Source organism: Sutcliffiella tianshenii (assembly GCF_016908565.1).
Classification (GTDB): Bacteria; Bacillota; Bacilli; order Bacillales; family Bacillaceae_I; genus Sutcliffiella_A; species Sutcliffiella_A tianshenii.
Map to the genome: position 1 here is coordinate 30405 of NZ_JAFBED010000016.1, position 20422 is coordinate 50826.

Consider the following 20422-nt stretch of genomic DNA (forward strand, 5'->3'; position numbering starts at 1 on the left):
TTGCTTTGGGTGTCGAAGAAAAGGAATTTCACGATAAGCGTAGAAGTTGTAAGGAGAGAGAATAAAAAACTTTTTTTATGGGGGAAGAGTGATGATCCAACACATGGTGAAGGAAGAAACCAAAAAGTTGGAAGCAAAAGTGGAAGAGCTACAGCAGAAACTCCGTACCATGGAGAAGCAGAATATGTTTTTACAACTTACTTTTGAGCACGCCAATGACGCAATCATATTATTTAATAAAAACCTTGAATTTTTTCAAGTCAATAATAAAGCATGTGAGCTGTTTGAGCTTTCCAAAGACCATTTGCTTCAAAGGAACCTTTATGAATTCCTTGACCTGATGTCAAAAGAGGAAGTGAATTATCAAGAGGCGCAATTAGATAGATTAGGCGAAACAGAAAATGAATTGATACTTCGTCTGGATAATGGAAATGTAAAATTTGTGGAATATTCAGCTGTGCGAAATCCTGATGAAAGTGGACTGGATATCTGTATCATCAGAGACGTCACCTCCAAAAAAAATATGGAAAATGAAACGAACAAAAGTAAACAGATGTATCATGATGTTTTCAACAGAGCGGTCGATGGCATCGTCGTATTTGATAAAGAGGGTTTCTTCATTGATGTGAACCCTGCTTTTTGTTCCAATTTTGCCATGTCTAAATTGGATCTGCTACAGGCAAAGCTGGATGATTTTGTAGAAGACGAAGTGAGGTATAAAGTGGAGAAAATCTGGCTTTTGCTGGATAAATATGGGCGGGTAAGAGGTGAACTCCCTGTCCTGCTTCATAATGGGGAAAGAAAGAGATTTGAGGTCACCATCACCGCAAACATATATGATGACTATTATTTGGCGATTATGCGCGATGTAACCGAAAAGCGGAATATGGAGCTGCAGCTTCAAAAAAGCGAAGAACGCTTCCGTGAAATGTTCCAGCATGCATTGGATGCCATCGTACTAGTGGACAACTTCGGGAATATTATGCGTGCAAACCCCGCTGCCAGCAGGGCTTTCGAACTGCCTCTTGAAGAACTGGAGAAATCGAAGCTGCAGCAGTTTGTCCAAAAAGGGACAAGCAAAGTGCCTACCATCATTAAAGAGTTCAACAAAAAGGGCGAGATCCGTGAAGAGCTGGAATTCCATATGCCGAATGGACAAAAGAAGCTTTTGGAATTTACCGCCAACAAGGGAATCATAGATGGATATAATATGATCATTTTCAGGAATGTCAGTGAGCGAAGGAAGATGGAAAAAGATCTTCGGGAAAGTGAACAGAAATTCCGCAAGATTTTCAATAACGCAATGGATGGGATCATACTTTGGGATGATACATGCACGATCATTGATGCAAATCCAAACGCAAGCAAGATCTTTGAACTCTCACGGGAAGAGCTGATGGCACAATGCCTGAAGCAGTATATTCCAATGGAACGTATAGAAGAAATGAAGCATCTATGGAATCAGTGTGAAGAGAATGAACAATTGAGTGGAGAACTTTGTCATGATTATGGGAAAGGACCTCAAATATTCGAGTTTTCGGCGAAAAAGAATGTAGTGGAAGGTCTTCATATGACGATATTCCGGAATATTACGGAGAAGCGTGAAATGGAGGACCAGCTGCGCAAATCGGATACACTGACAGTGGTTGGGGAGCTCGCTGCAGGAATCGCACATGAAATAAGGAATCCGATGACAGCATTGAAGGGGTTTATCCAGCTATTGCAAAATAGTATGGAAGATGGCCAATATGCCATGTACTTTGATGTCATAACATCCGAATTAAAACGGATAGAGTCGATCATTACTGAATTTTTGGTCCTTGCCAAACCGCAGGCCATTTCCTATCAGCAAAAGAGCGTAGTCAAAATCATGCAGGAGACGCTGGATCTATTAAGTGCGCAGGCTGCACTTGAAAATGTCCAGTTTGCAAGCCACTATGAAGATCAGCTTCCAGACGTCTATTGTGAGCCGAATCAGTTGAAGCAGGTATTTATCAATATTCTAAAAAATGCGATAGAAGTGATGCCGAAGGGCGGGACGGTCACAGTCAATATGAAGCAATTGGAAAACAGGAATATGCTGATCTCCATTAAGGATGAGGGACTGGGCATACCAGGGGACAAGATAAAGAAACTAGGGGAACCTTTCTACACGACAAAGGAAAGGGGAACGGGCCTGGGCCTTATGGTAAGCTATAAAATCGTGGAAGAGCATAATGGTACCATAGAAGTGGAAAGTGAATTGGGTAAGGGGACCACGTTCCATATCAACCTTCCAATCACCCAAGCCTTTAAAAGCTGATGCAGGCAAGCCTGAAGAGATAAAATTTAATTGTTATAGAAAGAAATGTACGGTAGGTAATCCCCTATCGTATTTTTTTGTACAATCTTTTATATGACCTGTATCAAATTCCGTTTTAAATCATATAATTTACTAACACTAAAAAAGTTGCACCGGCGCAAAAAAGAAGGAGTGAAACAAAATGGGGAAAAGTAATAAAATTTTATTTTACACCAATGTTTTAACGAAACTTCAAATAATCAGTGAAGAGGAAAAAGAAACAATTTTAAAGAAAATGACAAAAAAAGGTTGAAATCATCAGTTAGTTTGATTATTATCTAATTAGATGCATATCAAACTGAAAGGGTGTTTCCTCTGCAATTAGATAAATTGGTCAGTTTTCATAAGGTGATGGGGGATCAAACTAGAATTAAACTTCTCGTATTGCTGGCTGCCGAACAACCTTTAAGTGGACAAGTGCTGGCAGAAAGGTTGGGTGTCAAAGCACCAACCATTTCCCATCACATTGCAAAACTGAAGGAAGTTAGTGCCGTATATGAAAGAAGGGACAAGAATACAATTTATTATTTTCTGAATGAAAAATCACTGAAACAGCATTCGGAGGCACTGTTTCATGTACTGAACAGGGGGAGAAGTGAGGTGGAGACCATGGAAAAGGATAATGAAAAAACTCAAATACTACAAAATTTCTTATTGCCTAATGGTTTGTTGAAAACAATTCCGGCACAGAGAAAAAAGAAGTTGATCATTTTTGAACATATCATCAAGGATCTGGTAATAGGGAAAAAATATACAGAAAAAGAGATAAACGAACATATCAAGAAGTTCCATGAAGATTACGCAACAATCAGACGGGAGTTCATCATCAACCATTTCATGTATCGAGAAAATGGAATCTATGAATTGAATCCTAAAGAGATGTGGGCAAAATAAAGGACATGGCGCAGGGAATTGCGCCATGTCCTAATTCATTTCAGATAAACAACTCTTTGATTTTTGATAGATAATCACCCTTTATGACGCCTTTTTCTGTAATGATGGCAGTAATGAAATCATTGGGTGTTACATCAAATGCAGGATTGAAGACGGATATACCTTCTGGGGCAACCTTTCTTCCACCGATACTTGTGACTTCTTCGGGGTCTCTTTCCTCGATTGTGATTTCGCTTCCGGTATCCTTCGACAGGTCAAAAGTAGAAAGAGGGGCTGCAACATAGAAAGGGATCTGAAAAGCCCTTGCCAGTATAGCAAGTCCGAATGTCCCGATTTTGTTGGCAGTGTCACCGTTTGCGGTAATTCTGTCTGCACCAACAATGATTGCGTCGATTCCTTTCGATTGGATGGTGTGAGCAGCCATACTATCCGTAATCAGCGTAACATCCACACCGGCCTGTTGCAGCTCCCATGCCGTCAGTCTTGCTCCCTGCAGAACCGGTCGTGTTTCGCATGCATAGACACTTAATGGGAAGTTCCTTTCTTTTGCAAGGTAGAAAGGTGAAAGGGCTGTTCCGTATCTAGCCGTTGCAATGGATCCGGCATTACAGATGGTAAGAACTTTATTCCCTTTTTGGAAGAGGCCTAGTGCATGCTCGCCTATATCCCTGCATGTTGCTTCATCTTCCATCTGGATATTGATTGCTTCGTGAACTAGGATCGTTTTTGCTTCATTCACGGAACAGGCTCTTTCTGAAGCAGAGAGAAGCCGCTCAAGTGCCCAGAATAGATTGACGGCAGTCGGTCTAGAGCTTGCAAGGTAATCACTGTCGTTTTTCAGCAGCACCCGGAATTCAGAAATATTGGAAGTCTCGTACCCTTGGGCGGAAAGGGCAAGGCCATATGCTGCCGCGATGCCGATAGCCGGGGCACCTCTTACTTTTAATGTAACAATCGCATCGAATACATCCTGGATGGTCCGCAATTCCAGAAAAATTGTTTCCTGCGGCAGTTTTTGCTGATCGAGTAATCGTATATGGGTATCTTTCCATTCGACGGAAAGCGGTATGTTTGTCAGGGTAGTCATGGTGATTTATGCTCCTCTTTTTACTTTCTCTAATAGATGTACAATCTCATTTGTACGGCTGATGGATGAACGTTGCAATATCAGTTCACGCCCGAGTTTGATCGCAACCTCTTTACATGCCAACCTTCTTGAAGAATCCTCAATGCCATCCAAGTCCGCAACATGAGCCAGACCGATTGTGCGCCTGATCAGTTCGCAACCGGCAAAGCCGATTGAATCATGGAAAAAACCTTCTAGTACATGCTCAAGATAACCCTCTGTTTTCGTAAAAGGCTCCACGCTTGCAGTTTGCCAAAGCTCAGTGAATGTCTGTATGAATGTATCCCACACCTGATGAAGATGGAAAAGGATGATATCTTTCTTTTCGTCAGAACGGGTAATGGCCTGGAATAACAGGTTTGCAAAAAATTGCCCGATATCAAATCCGACTGGCCCGAAGAAGGCGAATTCGGGATCAATCACTTTGGTTGTTGTTTCATTTGCAAAAATACTGCCTGTGTGAAGATCTCCATGAAGCAAGGCTTCTCCACATGTCAGGAATTTATATTTTAACTTTGCAACTTCTAGTTTCAGTGAATCATCCTCCCAAAGAGTTTCGACCGTCCCGATCAGTTCAGGTTCAAAATCATTGGTTTCGCTCACATGAAATGGATCTGTGAAAACAAGATCTTCTGTTATCTTACAGAGCTCAGGGTTGCTGAACGCTTGCTGCAGTCCTTTTTTGACTTGTTGATTACACCCGAAATCGGAAGTGAAAAACAATGTTTTAGCCAAATACTCTCCGATATGCTGGGATAAAATAGGGTAATCTTTTCCGGAAATGAATCCTGTTCTCACAATATCCAGATGCGAAAGGTCCTCCATGATGGTCAATGCCTTGGCTTCATCGGTATGCTGGACTTGCGGAACAAGCTCCTGAACCAATGGAATCGCGTTCTTAAGATAATTTCCCTCTATGGTTGCCCGGTGCAAGGTTAAAGGCCAGCTTTCGCCTACAACCTTGGCATAAGGCAATGCCTGTTTGATGATGATCCCTTTATCGTTCTCATCCAATATGTGAAACACAAGGTTCAGGTTACCGTCCCCGATTTCCTTGCATCGGAGAGAGGAGTGGGCATCGAAGTATCCCAAATCCTTGATTAATTGAACAGCGGTAGCTTCCGTTAACGGCTCATAGCCTTCTTTTAGTGCAATTGTCATGTTTATTCCCCCAGTGTATAAAGTGTCATTGGAGGGGCGGTGAATAAATAAAAGCCCCTTTCCATAAGAAAGAGGCTTGAAGATTTGTTCTTCTCCCCTCTTATCTGCCAGAAATGATTTCTGCTGGAATTAGCACCGTGCCTTGTGGAACTCAAGGTTCCGGCGTTAAAAGTTAACGCCCCGTCTCGCGACAGTATTACAGTCGGTTGCTGGGTTTCATCGGGCCAAATCCCTCCACCTGCTCTTGATAAGAGATCGTGAGAAATATCTCACGAATGTATTGAATTGTTGGAAAATTATCACTTGTTGAAAATAATACCAAGTAGAAAAGAAGATTGTCAATGATTTTTTTGGAAGCTTATGATTTTGTTGTATCTTTGAAGGAGACTTTTGCCACGAGAAAACGGAGGTCTAACAACTAGAATAGTATGAATTCTTTGGATAAAACCTTGAAAAAAATTTTATCACCTGTTATTATTAAACTATTATTTTTGTTCGTCATGATGGATAGTCAGAAACAAGTTTTCGTCTTGAAGTGGAATGTAGAGCAAGAATAGTAATATTATTTACGTGGGTAAACCACAAGGAGGAACAAACATGTTACAAGGTAAAGTAAAATGGTTCAATGCAGAAAAAGGTTTCGGTTTTATCGAAGTTGAAGGTCAAGACGATGTATTCGTACACTTCTCCGCTATCCAAGGCGAAGGCTTCAAAACTTTAGAAGAAGGTCAAGAAGTTTCTTTCGAAATCGTTGAAGGTGCTCGTGGACCTCAAGCTGCTAACGTTACAAAATAATGCTAGCCAAATAGAAAAGGATCCCAACTTGTTGGGGTCCTTTTTGTTTTGGGATTTATGGGTAAAAAAACTCCACCCTCAACAAAAAGGTGGAGCCAAAAACCGATATTTTAATAGTATTGCGGTCTTCTATCCTCGAATATAGGAATCTGCTTCCTTACCTCATCCACCTTAGCCAAGTCGATGGTGGCAGTGATTGTTTCAGCGCCATTTCCTGCTTCAGCAAGGATTTCCCCCCAAGGATCGATAATCATCGAATGGCCGGCAAATTCATTTTTGGGATCCGAGCCAGATCGGTTGCACGCAATCACATAGCATTGATTTTCAATTGCCCGGGCTATCAATAATGTTCTCCAATGCTCGACTCTCGCCAAAGGCCACTCTGCAACCACAAATATTGCTTTGGCATTCTTTGTGGTATGCGCGCGGATCCATTCCGGGAATCTGATATCATAACAGATGAAGCCAGCGCAATTCTCACCGTCCAGCTTGAACATTCCGTCCGTTTTTCCTGGCTGCAGGAAATGATGCTCATCCATCAGGCGGAAAAGATGCAGCTTGCTGTATTCCCCTGCAACTTCTCCGTCTTTGTTGACTGTAAGCATGGTGTTGTAAATTCCGCGATTGGTCTTTTTAGCAATGGACCCCCCGACAATATGGGCATTTTGCTCCTTTGCGAGTGATTTCAGGAACTTGGTCGTAACAAAACCGCCAGAGTCGGCAATCTTATCAAGTCTCCCCAAATCATAGCCTGTGGACCAGAGTTCAGGCAGGACGATAATGTCCGGGTTATCTTTCCCGGCTTCTTTTACTAGCTCGCACACCTTTTCTATGTTGGCTTCGGGGTTACCGAAGGCGATATCAAACTGGATGCATGCAATCTTCCATTTCATGTTGTGGCCCCCTTTTAGACGATAAATTATTTTTAATATTTGAAAATATTACTTTACAAGTTGATTTTAACAATATATGATTTGTGACTAGGATTTCAAGAATTTTTTAAGTAGGTGAGCAAAATGAAACATTTCCAAAAATCTGAACTATTGGATCGGCTGCCGACCCAATTCTTTGCCTCGCTGGTGCAGAAGGTCGGAAAGGTAGTAGCCGAAGGTCATGACGTCATTAATCTTGGTCAGGGTAATCCTGATCAGCCGACTCCTGAACATATTGTCCGTTCTTTGCAAAAAGCTGTGGAGAATCCCGTTCATCATAAATATTCACCATTCAGAGGCAACGACTTTTTTAAAGAGGCAATTGCGGCATTTTATAAAAGGGAATACAACGTAACGATCGATCCGAAAACAGAAGTGGCGGTCCTGTTCGGCGGTAAAGCTGGACTGGTTGAGATTCCCCAATGCTTGTTGAATGAAGGGGATACGGTTCTTGTACCAGACCCGGGGTATCCCGATTACTGGTCAGGGGTAGCCCTTGCAAAAGCAGAGATGGAATATATGCCATTAGAAGAAGTATATCATTTTTTACCAAATTATGAAGCCATAGATGAAAGTGTTTTGGACAAGGCAAAGCTGATGTTCTTGAACTATCCCAATAATCCCACTGGAGCAGTTGCAACCCCGGAATTTTTTAAAGAGACAGTAGAACTGGCGGAAAAGCACGATATTTGCGTTGTGCATGATTTCGCATACGGTGCCATAGGTTTTGAAGGGAAAAAGCCGATAAGCTTTCTACAGACCCCTGGAGCGAAAGAGGTTGGAATCGAGATTTATACGCTATCGAAGACGTATAATATGGCCGGTTGGCGTGTAGGATTTGCTGTCGGCAACCCCAGTGTCATCGAGGCGGTCAATCTTTTGCAGGACCATATGTATGTGAGTATCTTTGGAGCCGTTCAGGAAGCTGCGGCTGATGCACTGTTGGAATCGCAAAAATGCGTGGATGATCTGGTGGAGCTATATTCTGAAAGAAGGGAAGTCCTCATTTCAGGACTTCGGGAAATCGGCTGGGAAGTATCTGCGCCTAAAGGCTCTTTTTTTGCCTGGTTAAAGGTTCCACAAAAATATACATCCACTGAATTTGCCGATAAACTGCTAAGTGAAGCTCATGTGGTAGTTGCGCCGGGGGTGGGATTCGGATCCCATGGTGAAGGATATGTCCGTGTAGGGCTGCTGACAAGTACAGAACGTCTGAAGGAAGCGGTGCGAAGAATTCAAAAACTGGATATTTTCTGAATAGTTTGTTGACAACTGGCCGGAAGGATGTCATAATTCCTGTTAGATTTCCTTTATTTTAACGTTAAATAAAATTTATATATTGCGTTTTCTTATCAAGAGCAGGTGGAGGGACTAGCCCGATGATACCCGGCAACCGACTTATGTCTATAAGCACGGTGCTAATTCTTGCAGCTATATGCTGGGAGATAAGAGGATGTTAGCATGCCTAACCTCTTCTTGTAGAAGGGGTTTTTTGTATTGATATACCATTTCACATGTTTGAGAGGATGACAAGGAATGAGTGAAATTATCGCAACATACCTGGTGCATGATAAAAAAGGCAACTTGGAAAAAAAAGCGGAGGGTATCGCCCTTGGTTTGACAGTGGGATCATGGACCGATTTACCACTGTTGGATCAGGAGCAGTTGAAAAAACATAAGGGCAGGGTGGTTCATGTCCAGGAACTTGAACAATCCGAGAAGGTGAACAGCTATTTCGGTAGCTCCATTACGAGAGGAATCATCCAGATAGCTTACCCAAGCTTGAACTTCAGCAATGACCTGCCTGCAATTTTGACAACTGTGTTCGGGAAACTCTCCCTTGACGGTGAAATCAAGCTGATAGATTTGGAGTTTAGCAGTGAATTGAAAAGCTTGTTCCCTGGACCAAAATTCGGTGTGGAAGGTATAAGGGAACTGACGGGGGTAACAAATCGCCCATATGTCATGAGCATTTTTAAAGGAGTCATCGGAAGGGACCTCGCATTCCTTGAAAATCAGCTAAGGGAGCAGGCGCTCGGGGGAGTCGATTTTATCAAGGATGATGAAATACTATTTGAAAATCCGCTAACTCCATTTGAAAAGAGGATTGCAGTAGGAAAGAGGGTTTTGGAGGAAGTTTACGAGAATACTGGTCACCGTGCCCGATATGCTGTCAATCTGACAGGCCGGACGTTTGAACTGAGGGAAAAGGCGAAGCGGGCGGTGGATCTTGGGGCGGACATCCTACTGTTCAATGTTTTCGCTTACGGGTTGGATATTCTGCAAAGTCTTGCTGAGGATGAAAGCATCAAGATACCGATCATGGCACACCCTGCTGTAAGTGGAGCCACTACTCCTTCTGAGTTTTATGGTATCTCAAACGATTTGCTTCTTGGAAAACTAGTCCGTTATGCAGGAGCAGATTTTTCCCTCTTTCCTTCCCCCTATGGCAGTGTTGCCTTGCCAAAGAAGGAAGCACTGGGAATCAGAGATAGCTTGACCAGGGTGGAAGAAGGAATGAAAGCCTCCCTGCCGGTTCCATCAGCTGGAATCCATCCAGGCCTTGTTCCTCAGCTCTACCAGGATTTCGGTTTGGATTCTGTGATTAATGCAGGTGGTGGGATTCATGGACACGCATCAGGTGCCATAGGCGGCGGTAAGGCTTTTAGACAGGCAGTGGATGGAGTGAGGCTTGGGAAATCATTGAGCGAACAAGCTGAATGGAACCCCGAACTGAAACTTGCAATTGAACAATGGGGCAGTTTGGAGGATGCAAAATGAGTTCAGGACGGCCCATGATATTTTGTGATTTTGACGGGACAGTAACTGACAGTGACAACATTATCGCCATCATGAAGAAATATGCCCCGTCTGAGTGGAATGAACTGAAGGATAGAGTTCTTTCACAGGAGATTTCCATCAGGGAAGGAGTGGGGAAAATGTTTTCCTTGCTTCCTTCTAGCCAAAAGGAAGAAATCAGTACTTACATTTTAGAAAATGCCGTGATCAGAAAAGGGTTTCGAGAATTCGTGGAATACACCGATAATCAGCAAATCCCTCTCTATATTGTGTCCGGGGGAATAGACTTTTTTGTGAAACCCATGCTCAGAGGAATAGTGCCCGATGCCCGGATTTACTGTAATGAATCTGATTTTTCCGAAGAAAGCATCAAGATCAACTGGCCTCACTCCTGTGATGAAGAGTGCCAAAACGAATGCGGGTGCTGCAAACCATCTGTTATTCGTAAACTTGCAGACAAAGAGACGTATAAGATTGTGATAGGTGATTCCATTACAGATCTGCAGGCAGCGAAAATGGCAGATAAGGTAATCGCAAGGGATTTCCTGGTTGAAAAATGTGAACAGGAATCCATAACCTATGAAGCATTCGAAGACTTCTTCGATGTGATAAGGATTTTGAAAAACCAGGAGGTGCCATCATGAGTATCCAAATCTTGAGATGGAATGAGCTTGCAGATGTGAAGGATGAATTGGCTGGCCGAGATTGGTTTTTTGGCACAAGTGGAAATCTTTCGATCAAAGTAACGGATGACCCATTGACTTTTTTTGTTTCAGCGAGTGGTAAAGACAAGCGGAAACGGACTCAAGAAGATTTCCTGCTTGTCAATGATGCTGGGGAAGCGGTGGAAAGGACACACCTGAAGCCTTCCGCGGAGACACTCTTGCATGTGGAAGTGTATGGAAAGACAAATGCAGGTTGCTCCCTTCATGTTCATACGGTCGATAATAATGTCATTTCGGAACTTTATGCCGATCAGAAGGAAATAGTTTTTACAGGGCAGGAAATCATTAAAGCCTTGGGAGTTTGGGAAGAGGATGCCTCTGTCAGTATTCCGATCATGAGAAATCATGCTGACATTCCAAAGCTTGCAAGGGAGTTTGCAAAGCATGTATATGGAGACAGCGGTGCTGTGCTGATCCAAAATCACGGAATCACTGTCTGGGGAAAAAATGCGTTTGAAGCGAAAAAACAATTGGAAGCTTGGGAATTCCTGTTTTCCTATCATCTAAAACTACTAAGCGTGAAAAACAGTAATATAGTAAGCTTGCAGGTCCAATAAAAATAAACCTTGAGGAGGAAAAGAGAATGGCTGAAATCAGAGTTCATCAAACAAACGAAAGAATCAGTGTGCAGGAAGAAGTGGAGTCCTTTTTGACAGAAAATGAAGTAATCTATGAAAAATGGGATACTTCCAAGCTGCCTGATCATCTTCAGGAGAATTTTGCACTGACAGATGAAAATAAAGAGGAGATACTAGCTGTATATCAAAGTGAGATAGCCGACATTTCTGCACGACGCGGTTACAGGGCACAGGATGTCATCTCCTTATCCGATACGACTCCAAATCTGGAACAGCTGCTGCAGAATTTCAATAAAGAGCACCATCATACAGATGATGAGGTCCGCTATATTGTAAGCGGGCATGGAATCTTTGTCATTCAAGGCAGGGACGGTAACTTTTTCGATGTGGAACTGGAGCCTGGTGACCTGATATCCGTGCCGCCGAATGTCCGTCATTATTTTACCCTCATGGAGGACAGAAAAGTCGTAGCAGTACGGATTTTCGTCACAACCGAAGGATGGATCCCGATTTACGAGTCTCAGACAGAACAGGTGAATAACTAAATAATCAGAGGCAAAAGAGTGGCAAGATATTCACTCTTTTGCCTCTTTTTTATGAGTAATCACCCCAATAAGAGGGAATATAATGGGAAGTGGTGAACTGTTGCATTTAGGAGGGTATTTTATGGAGCATATAGTGATAATCGGTGGGATAGCGGGAGGCATGAGTGCAGCTTCCAAGCTTAGACGATTAAGGGAAGATGTGAAAATTACCGTTTTTGAAAAAGATGAACATATTTCATATGGAGCTTGCGGACTGCCATATTACATATCTGGGGTAACAAAGTCGCACAAGGATCTGTTGGCACGTACTGTCGAGGATTTCGAGAAGCGGGATATCAAGGTGAATACCCAGCATGAAGTAAAGAAAGTGAATCATGAGCAGAAAATGGTGCTTGTCCAAAATCTCAGAACCGGGGGGACGGAGGAAATCAACTATGATAAACTGCTGATAGCTACCGGTTCAAAACCAATCGTGCCTCCTTTTGTACCAAAGGAGGCAGAGAATGTCTTTACATTAAAAACCCTAAGCGATGGAATGAAAATGAAAGAATATTTTCAGGAAAGGGAAAATGTGAAGAGGATAGCGATAATCGGCGGTGGGTATATCGGAATGGAACTGGTCGAGACGATGAAGGAGTTACAGAAAGAAGTGACGGTCATCGAACTGCAGCCACACATTCTTCCAAACTATGATCAGGATATGGCTGAGATCTTGGAGAATTCCCTAAAGGAAAGAGTGAATATACTGACTGGAGAAGAGGTCCAAAAGCTTCATATTGAAAATGGCCGGGTAACCAGCGTAATCACGGATAAAGGAGAGTATGAGGCGGATGCAGTCATCGTGAACATCGGGAACAAACCTAACACGGAGTTTGTTCAAGATATTGGGCTCGAGATGTTGGACAATGGTGCCATCATTGTCGACAAACAACAGCAAACAAGCATTCCCTCCATCTACGCTGCAGGGGACTGTGCCACAAGCAACCATCTTCTATTGCAAAAACCTGTAAATATCGCCTTGGGGACGACAGCCAATAAACATGGTAGAGTGGCAGCGGATAATTTGGCTGGCATTTCTAGTTCCTTTCAAGGAATACTTGGCACAAACGTAGTGAAAGTGATGGAATGGACAGCTGCCATGACTGGTCTGACGGAAAAATCCGCCAAACAGAAGGGGCTGAATTTCAAAACGGTAAAAGTTGAAACAAATAGCCATGCATCCTATTATCCTAATGCGTTGCCTTTTCACATCAAACTTGTCTATGAAGAAAAGACAAAGAAATTACTTGGCGCACAAATTCTCGGACAGGATGAGAGTGCGGCAAAGCGGATAGATATTTATGCTACGGCCATTACATGCGGTTTGACGACAGAACAAATCGGAATGCTGGACCTAAGTTACGCTCCTCCATATGCAACTGTATGGGATGCGGTCCAGGTCGCTGCAAATGCGGCGAAGTAAGAGGGTTAATACCGGGAAATAAATGTGTTAATATTATGAATTTTCTTTACCTTCAGAACGGAATATGCTAATGTAAAAGTAGTTTTATCTACATAATCAGAAGTGTTTTGGAGGAGTGAGTGCATGAAAGTACGTTATAATTTTGTACCAAAGCAAGAAGTACAGTATTGTGAACCGAATTATTCGGTGAAAAGTGCATATGAAAAAATTAAAGAGACAGGTTACCGTTGCATCCCCATCCTGAAGGATAATGGGAGAAGCTTTGTAGGGCTTGTCTATAAAGTGCATTTGCTGGAATATCTATTTGAGGGAAAAGGATCTGAAAATGATTCCGTTGAGTCCCTCATTCAAAATAAAGATGCATTCATTTTTGAGGAGGACTCTTTTTTCCAGGCGTTCTTCACAATCAAGCGATTGCCATTTATAGCAGTCCTTAATGAGGATCATGAATTTCTCGGAATTCTGACGCATGCCAACGTCATGGATGTACTTGCCGATTCATTTGGGATGAAAACAGGCGGATATACCCTGACCATCGCAACGATAGAACATAAAGGTGCAATCAAAGATCTTGTATCCATGCTGAAGGACATCAATATCGATGGCATGTTGACACTCGATAACGGAGAGAAATACTTAAGGCGGATCATCGTGAATCTGCCTGCGGAACTGCCGGAAGATAAGCTTAAAAGAATTGTGAAAAAGCTTGAAGAAAAAGAGTTCCGGGTTACCCATGTCGATCAGATTGATGTAATGAAATAACCCAGACAAAAAAACGAGCATCTTTCCCATGTGGAAAGGTTGCTCGTTTTTTAATATGGGGTTGTAATCAATTCTTTTTCAATGAGGATAGTCGATAAAGTGACAGGTTCCGCTTTTTTCTTGAGTGCGGGAATATATTGTTTCAGAACACTCGCTGTCTTTTCTCCGGCAATCCCTACATGTCCGATGGCAATGATGCTATCATCGACTTCGGTTTTTCTGATCAACTGGTTCGTCTGCTTTACGATGTGGTTGGTTGTGTAGACCTCATCAAAAAATAATTCATTTTCCAGATAGGGAACAGAAAGTTCTGTGGCAATTTTTGAGACGACACTTTTCCTTGATGTTTTACTGTCAAGATAGTAGAGGTGCCTTTCTTTGCATATTCCAAGGATAATGCGCATCACACGCTCATCTGCAGTGGCTTTCGACCCCATGTGGTTATTGATGCCAACTGCATGGGGAACCTCGTCGATGGCTGCATTGACACGTTTGGATATTTCTTCATTGGAAAGGTCCGTTGTGATGGCCCCGGGACCAAGCCAGCTTCTCTTCCCTTTGAGAGGTTCCATTGGAAGGTGTAAAATGACTTCATGTCCCAATTCGTGAGCAAGCTCCGCATCCTTTTTTGTTGTAGAAAGAAACGGCATCACTGCAATCGTCAACTTAACCGGAAGGTGCAGGATTTCTTCAGTCCCCTTCATATCATTTCCAAAGTCATCAATGACAATGGCTACCCTATTGTCATGTTCGTCTGCCCCCTCTGCATGGATGACGATACTGCCAAAAAAAATTAGGAAAATGGATAAAATAGCGATGAGATTTTTCAATGTTACCACTCTTTTCTTAGGTGCTGTATAAGGTTTGTAAAGGAATCAGAGTCTGGCTGCGCTCTGCGATTCGACAAAATTCTTGCTTTTTTCTTAATATCCTTGCGAATATCATGCATCATTACCTACATTTTGTACAAAACCTGTGTATTCATGCGGGGTGATGAAAAAACTTTGTAAAAAGATTGTCTAATATTGCGATTCTATTTACATTAATAGAAATTTTTGTAATAATTCGAAAAGGAGAGCAGAGAGATAAAAGGAGCGAATTACATTGTCGTATGAAGGGTATGTAGAGAACCTACTGATTCTCATCAAGGAGAAAAGGGACTCTATGATTGTGTTGGCCAATAAAACGGGCTATATCAGTGATCAGACAATTAAATGCAGCCAGGATTTAGACAAGCTAATTTATGAGTATCAAAAAATGATCTATCAAAAGGAGTCCATATAAAAAACCATTCCAAAAAGAATGGTCAAAAGATTTGAATCAGCCAGATCATGAATAATAGGCCAAAGATGAAAGAGTAGGTGGAGGTGGTTTCGTATCCATCACCATGGCTCTCAGGAATGAGTTCTTTATAGATGATATAGAGCATCGCACCTGCCGCAAACGCAAGGCCATAAGGCACCAAGGTGGAGACGATGCTAGTAAGGTAAAAGCCCAACAAGGCCATCGGAATTTCCACTGCTCCGGTTAATGTAGCTACAAGGAATGCTTTAAATCGATTGATTTTTTGATTCATCAGGAAAAGTGCAACAAGAAAACCCTCAGGAGCATTTTGTAAGCCAATTGCAAAAGCTATTAGATTTCCCGTGTCATTTGCATCCGATGCATAACTTACCCCAACAGATAACCCCTCCGGTATATTGTGGAGCGTGATGGCTGCTACGATAAGCATCGCTTTCTGGTCAAACTCGATACCCTTTCTATTATGCTCGAGATCTATATGTGGAATTGATTTTTCAAGTAGGGTCAAGGTAAAGACACCCAATAATAGCCCGATCGATAAGGGGAGAATTCCTCCGTAATTCAGTGCCTCAGGTATAAGGCTTAAGGTGGCTGCTGCCATCATGATGCCGGCAGTGAAAGCTAAAAGTATGTCCTTCCATCTGTGTGAAATGGAATTTTTGAGAAAGAGAATCGGCAATGCTCCGATACCTGTAGACATGGCAGCAAGGACGCTGCCGGTTAATGCTTCATTCATCACAATGTTCCTTTCAAGACAAATTCATTTTGTTTTCGATAAATCCATTTTAGCATAGTTTCTTCATTAAAATGTAATGACATCCAATCACTGGATGATAAACTGGGATTTTTAAGACGAAAGTATATTTTACAGGTTGGATTGACGAATGGGGAAGTTTACTATAACATTGGTCTTAATTCAAGATATTTGAAAAAGGAATGAAGATCATGACAAATAGAAACGATTTAGATGTATCATTAAAATTGTTCATTGTCCTTTCCAGGGCATATCGGGCAATTACGGATAAAGCCAATCAGTCCATACAACGATTTGACTTGAATCCAACTGAATTTGCAGTGTTGGAGCTTCTGTATCATAAGGGTGATCAGCCTTTGCAGCAGATAGGTGGGAAAATCCTTTTGGCAAGCGGAAGCATCACTTATGTAGTGGATAAACTAGAGGGAAAAGGCTTGCTTGCCCGCAAAGCTTGTGCGAAAGATCGCCGCGTGACATACGCTCAGATTACCGACGCTGGGAAAAATCTCCTTCAAGACATATTCCCGCAACATGAACAACAAATACACAACCTGCTTGCAGGACTTCAAACAGAGGAAAAAGAACAAGCAATCGACCTCATAAAAAAACTCGGGCACTTTGCCGCCCAAACAGAAAAAAACTGACGCGGGTCAGTTTTTTTGTTTTATTAAAGGGTCATGTTAAAGGGCTATATTAAAGGACAATATTAAAGGACTATATTAAAGGGCCAGACCCCGGCAGGATTATGCCGATTTATGTAGAATATTTAAAGGTGAATATTGTTTGAAAAGGGGTAGTCCATTATGAGATTTGAAGAGTTTACGTATACAAGGCCAAATATGGATGAGGTCGAGGGCAGGTATAATGCTGCACTGGAAAGGTTTGAGGGTGCGACTTCCGTTCAGGAGCAGGAGGAAGCCATCAAGGAGATCAATGATATCAGAAATGAGTTAAGCACGGATTTTAATCTTGTGTACATACGGCATTCCATTGATACGACAGATGAATTCTATAAAGAAGAACAGGATTTCCTGGATGAAGTGGAACCACTGACAAAGGCTTTGGATACAAAATATTATAAAGCACTTGTAAAATCGCCATTCCGCAGCGAGCTTGAAAAAAAATGGGGCACCCAGCTTTTTTCATTGGCAGAATGTGAATTAAAGACCTTTAATGATTCCATCATAGAGGATCTTCAGCAGGAGAATAAGCTTACAACCAAGTACTCCAAGCTGATCGCATCTGCGAAGATCCATTTCAATGGCGAAGAGTTGACGCTTGCACAGTTGGACCCGTTTACGGAGTCCACTGACAGAGAAGTGCGCAAAAAGGCCAGTGAGGCAAAATTCGGCTTCTTTAATGAGAATAAAGCGGAATTTGATGAAATTTTTGATTCTCTGGTCAAGCTCCGTACGAAGATTGCTCAAAAGCTTGGTTACAAAAACTTTGTGGAGCTTGGATATGCGAGGATGACACGAACGGATTATGATGCAGAAATGGTTGCCAAGTTCCGTGATCAGGTGAAGGAATATATTGTCCCGTTAACTGAAAAGCTAATGCAAAGACAGCAAACGCGAATCGGTGTCGAGGATTTGAAATATTATGATGAAGGATTCAAATTCAAAACCGGCAATGCGACTCCAAAAGGTACTCCTGAATGGATCATTGAGAATGGAAGCAAGATGTACGAGGAGCTTTCAGAAGAAACAAAAGAGTTCTTCCAATTCATGATCGACAAGAACCTGATGGACCTTGTGGCAAAAAAAGGCAAGGAAGCAGGAGGATATTGCACTTACATCCCGACCTATAAAACACCTTATATCTTCTCGAATTTTAACGGTACTAGCGGCGATATTGATGTACTGACACATGAAGCGGGTCATGCTTTTCAAGTATACATGAGCCGGGACTTCGATGTTCCTGAATATAACTGGCCTACCTATGAGGCATGTGAAATCCATTCTATGAGCATGGAGTTCTTTACATGGCCGTGGATGGACCTTTTCTTCAAGGAAGATACGGAAAAGTATAAGTTCTCCCATTTGAGTGGTGCCATTTCCTTCCTGCCATACGGAGTCGCGGTGGATGAGTTCCAGCATTTCGTTTATGAAAATCCAGACGCAACACCAGCAGAAAGAAACAAAGCATGGAGAGAAATAGAACATAAATATATGCCTGGCCGTGACTATGACGGTAATGAATACTTGGAGTCAGGCGGTTTCTGGCAACGCCAAGGCCATATTTATCGTACTCCTTTCTATTATATTGACTATACGTTGGCACAAATCTGTGCGCTTCAATATTGGAAGCTTTCCCAGGAGAATCCTGAACAAGCATGGAAATCCTACTTGGAGCTCTGTAAACTGGGAGGAAGCAAATCCTTCACGGAACTGGTCAAGTTTGCTCAACTTCGTTCCCCATTTGAAGATGATTGCGTCGAATCAGTGGTAGGCGAAATTAAGAATTACTTGAAAAAGGTAGACGATAAAGTATTGTGATGATGTAAGCTGTCGATTTCTCGGCAGCTTTTTTCTACAGAATGAGGCCGCTTTTGACAATATTCTGCTTTCCCTTTTCCCTTTACTTTTGTAGAATGATAGTTATATAGTGTATAAATGACTTTAATATTGATGAAATTTTATGTTTGTCAATATTCGGTTAAATACATATCCAACTATTTGAAGATACTATACAATAAAACGCAGTTAAGTTCGTTTAGATAAAACATTTAGTATCAGAAAAGGAAGTGACCCTATGAATACAAATTCTTTGTTTTCAAAAGTGCAAACACAAAAAATCTATGGGGAATTCCCGATTTCCATTTCTAATATTTTTTCGGATTCCAGGCAGGTTACAGTGGATTCCGTCTTTGTATGCATAAAAGGATACACCGTTGATGGCCATCGATATATTCCTTCAGCCATTGAAAAAGGGGCTAAGGTGATCGTAGTGGAGGACTTGCCTGAAATGCTGCATGAGGACGTCTGCTATGTGAAAGTGAGAGATACGGAAAGGGCATTGGCCCAGCTAGCGAATGCTTTCTTTGACTATCCTTCCACCAAACTTAGAATTGTCGGAGTTACAGGGACGAACGGTAAAACGACTGTGACAAGCGTCATCAATAAAGTGATGAGAAATGAAGGCTATAAAACCGGTCTGAGCGGTACGATAGAAATTGACATTGATGGCGAGAAATTTGAAAGTAAAAACACAACCAGTGATGTCCTCACCATGCAGCGTATGCTGAAGGATATGGTAGATGCCGGAGTGACGGATGTTGTTATGGAAGTATCCTCCCACGGGCTTTTGCTTGGACGACTTGCAGGGGTGGAATTTCAAAATGGTGTCTTTACGAACCTGACACAGGATCATTTGGATTTCCATGGGACAATGGAAAATTATAAATATGCAAAAGGCCTGCTTTTTTCTCAGCTGGGACAAGATCTCAGAAAAGACAAGGCGGCCATTCTCAATATTGATGATGAAGCAACAAAAGACTACATCAGCATGACAAGCGCAAGGATCATTACTTACGGTATTAAAAATGATGCCGATTTCAGAGCATCGGACCTTGAATTTTTTGAAAACAAAACTGCTTTTACCCTCCATACGGATTTTGGCGAGTTCAGAATGGAAGTTCCGTTTGTAGGAGAATTCAACGTATACAATATACTTTCCGTAATCTGTGTACTATGGGACAAAGGAATGCCATTTGAAAAGATACTACAGCATTTGAGTGAAGTGACCCCACCTAGCGGGCGCATGGAAACCCTGCATACTGGAGATCAAAGAAACGTCATTATCGATTATGCACATACAGAGGACGCAATCGGGAAAGTACTCGACAGCATCAAGATGTTCTCGAGAGGGAACATCATTTCCATTATAGGGACAGGTGGCAACAGGGATAAAGATAAACGCCCTAAGATGGGAAGGATTGCAACGGAGAAATCAGATTACGTCATCTTCACCACCGATAATCCATTGGACGAGCCATATGATGAAATCATCAACGGAATGGCAGCCGGTGCAGTGCATGACAGATTTGAATGTATCGGTGACCGTGAACAGGCGATTTTCAGGGCCATCGAACTTGCTAAAGAAGAAGATGTTATATTGATAGCCGGAAAAGGGCATGAAAATTACCAATTGATCGGTACGGAATCCGTTCCTTTTAACGACGGGGAAGTAGCATTAAGAGCAATCAGAACATATCCACTTACAGAAAGTATTCCGACAACATAGA

General features: G+C 42.2%; 19 protein-coding genes and 2 riboswitches. Of the genes, 14 read left to right on the plus strand and 5 right to left on the minus strand.

Annotated features, from left to right (window positions below; translation table 11 throughout):
- Positions 1-91 precede the first annotated feature (91 nt).
- Together JOC95_RS20150 and JOC95_RS20155 are read left to right on the plus strand one after the other, a co-directional pair.
- Positions 92-2302: a PAS domain-containing sensor histidine kinase gene (locus JOC95_RS20150; protein ID WP_204419760.1), complete on the plus strand. Its 2211-nt coding sequence runs from the start codon at positions 92-94 to the stop codon at positions 2300-2302.
- Positions 2303-2656: 354 nt separating this feature from the next.
- A complete protein-coding gene (locus JOC95_RS20155; RefSeq protein ID WP_204419833.1) occupies positions 2657-3235 on the plus strand; it encodes a DUF2087 domain-containing protein in 579 nt (192 codons plus the stop codon).
- Positions 3236-3275: 40 nt separating this feature from the next.
- Here JOC95_RS20155 and mtnA read toward each other — a convergent pair whose 3' ends face one another.
- Together mtnA and mtnK are read right to left on the minus strand one after the other, a co-directional pair.
- A complete protein-coding gene (mtnA, locus tag JOC95_RS20160; protein WP_204419762.1) occupies positions 3276-4322 on the minus strand; it encodes an S-methyl-5-thioribose-1-phosphate isomerase in 1047 nt (348 codons plus the stop codon).
- A 6-nt stretch (positions 4323-4328) separates the two neighbouring features.
- Positions 4329-5522 (minus strand): S-methyl-5-thioribose kinase, encoded by a 1194-nt coding sequence (gene mtnK, locus JOC95_RS20165; RefSeq protein ID WP_204419764.1) that lies wholly within the window; start codon positions 5520-5522, stop codon positions 4329-4331.
- A 97-nt stretch (positions 5523-5619) separates the two neighbouring features.
- Positions 5620-5776: riboswitch (SAM riboswitch) on the minus strand.
- 343 nt (positions 5777-6119) lie between these two features.
- Between mtnK and cspD the strand changes: the two genes are divergently transcribed.
- Positions 6120-6317: a cold-shock protein CspD gene (gene cspD, locus JOC95_RS20170; RefSeq protein WP_010192350.1), complete on the plus strand. Its 198-nt coding sequence runs from the start codon at positions 6120-6122 to the stop codon at positions 6315-6317.
- Positions 6318-6427: 110 nt separating this feature from the next.
- Here cspD and JOC95_RS20175 read toward each other — a convergent pair whose 3' ends face one another.
- Entirely contained in the window at positions 6428-7210 is a 783-nt protein-coding gene (locus JOC95_RS20175) for a carbon-nitrogen family hydrolase (protein WP_204419766.1), read from the minus strand.
- 123 nt (positions 7211-7333) lie between these two features.
- Between JOC95_RS20175 and JOC95_RS20180 the strand changes: the two genes are divergently transcribed.
- The 7 genes from JOC95_RS20180 to cbpA all read left to right on the plus strand — a co-directional run bounded on the left by JOC95_RS20180 (position 7334) and on the right by cbpA (position 14120).
- Complete coding sequence (locus JOC95_RS20180; RefSeq protein WP_204419768.1) at positions 7334-8506, plus strand: pyridoxal phosphate-dependent aminotransferase; 1173 nt, start codon at positions 7334-7336, stop codon at positions 8504-8506.
- An 89-nt stretch (positions 8507-8595) separates the two neighbouring features.
- Positions 8596-8701: riboswitch (SAM riboswitch) on the plus strand.
- 84 nt (positions 8702-8785) lie between these two features.
- A complete protein-coding gene (gene mtnW / locus JOC95_RS20185) occupies positions 8786-10030 on the plus strand; it encodes a 2,3-diketo-5-methylthiopentyl-1-phosphate enolase (RefSeq protein ID WP_204419770.1) in 1245 nt (414 codons plus the stop codon).
- A complete protein-coding gene (locus JOC95_RS20190; protein ID WP_204419780.1) occupies positions 10027-10692 on the plus strand; it encodes a 2-hydroxy-3-keto-5-methylthiopentenyl-1-phosphate phosphatase in 666 nt (221 codons plus the stop codon). Before mtnW ends, JOC95_RS20190 begins: the two co-directional genes overlap by 4 nt.
- Positions 10689-11330 (plus strand): methylthioribulose 1-phosphate dehydratase, encoded by a 642-nt coding sequence (locus JOC95_RS20195; RefSeq protein ID WP_204419783.1) that lies wholly within the window; start codon positions 10689-10691, stop codon positions 11328-11330. Before JOC95_RS20190 ends, JOC95_RS20195 begins: the two co-directional genes overlap by 4 nt.
- A gap of 26 nt (positions 11331-11356) precedes the next feature.
- Complete coding sequence (locus JOC95_RS20200) at positions 11357-11896, plus strand: 1,2-dihydroxy-3-keto-5-methylthiopentene dioxygenase (protein ID WP_204419793.1); 540 nt, start codon at positions 11357-11359, stop codon at positions 11894-11896.
- 121 nt (positions 11897-12017) lie between these two features.
- A complete protein-coding gene (locus tag JOC95_RS20205) occupies positions 12018-13358 on the plus strand; it encodes a CoA-disulfide reductase (protein ID WP_204419802.1) in 1341 nt (446 codons plus the stop codon).
- A 123-nt stretch (positions 13359-13481) separates the two neighbouring features.
- Complete coding sequence (cbpA, locus tag JOC95_RS20210) at positions 13482-14120, plus strand: cyclic di-AMP binding protein CbpA (protein ID WP_204419805.1); 639 nt, start codon at positions 13482-13484, stop codon at positions 14118-14120.
- 50 nt (positions 14121-14170) lie between these two features.
- On the opposite strand, the gene JOC95_RS20215 is transcribed toward cbpA, so the two are convergent.
- Positions 14171-14950, minus strand: a complete 780-nt coding sequence (locus JOC95_RS20215; RefSeq protein ID WP_204419807.1) for a divergent polysaccharide deacetylase family protein — start codon at positions 14948-14950, stop codon at positions 14171-14173.
- A 274-nt stretch (positions 14951-15224) separates the two neighbouring features.
- On the opposite strand from JOC95_RS20215, the gene JOC95_RS20220 reads away from it, so the two are divergent.
- Positions 15225-15404 carry an aspartyl-phosphate phosphatase Spo0E family protein gene (locus JOC95_RS20220; RefSeq protein ID WP_224838743.1) on the plus strand — a complete coding sequence of 60 codons (180 nt, stop codon included), beginning with the start codon at positions 15225-15227 and terminating at the stop codon, positions 15402-15404.
- Between the two features lie 22 nt (positions 15405-15426).
- Here the strand turns inward: JOC95_RS20220 and JOC95_RS20225 are convergent, their stop codons facing one another.
- Entirely contained in the window at positions 15427-16158 is a 732-nt protein-coding gene (locus JOC95_RS20225; protein WP_204419809.1) for a ZIP family metal transporter, read from the minus strand.
- 209 nt (positions 16159-16367) lie between these two features.
- On the opposite strand from JOC95_RS20225, the gene JOC95_RS20230 reads away from it, so the two are divergent.
- From JOC95_RS20230 to JOC95_RS20240, 3 genes are all read left to right on the plus strand, one after another.
- Positions 16368-16820 carry a MarR family winged helix-turn-helix transcriptional regulator gene (locus JOC95_RS20230; protein WP_204419811.1) on the plus strand — a complete coding sequence of 151 codons (453 nt, stop codon included), beginning with the start codon at positions 16368-16370 and terminating at the stop codon, positions 16818-16820.
- Positions 16821-16979: 159 nt separating this feature from the next.
- Complete coding sequence (locus JOC95_RS20235) at positions 16980-18674, plus strand: M3 family oligoendopeptidase (protein WP_204419813.1); 1695 nt, start codon at positions 16980-16982, stop codon at positions 18672-18674.
- A 256-nt stretch (positions 18675-18930) separates the two neighbouring features.
- The gene (locus JOC95_RS20240; protein WP_204419815.1) at positions 18931-20421 is read left to right on the plus strand and encodes a UDP-N-acetylmuramoyl-L-alanyl-D-glutamate--2,6-diaminopimelate ligase; all 1491 of its coding nucleotides are present in this window, start codon (positions 18931-18933) and stop codon (positions 20419-20421) included.
- Position 20422: the final 1 nt, after the last annotated feature.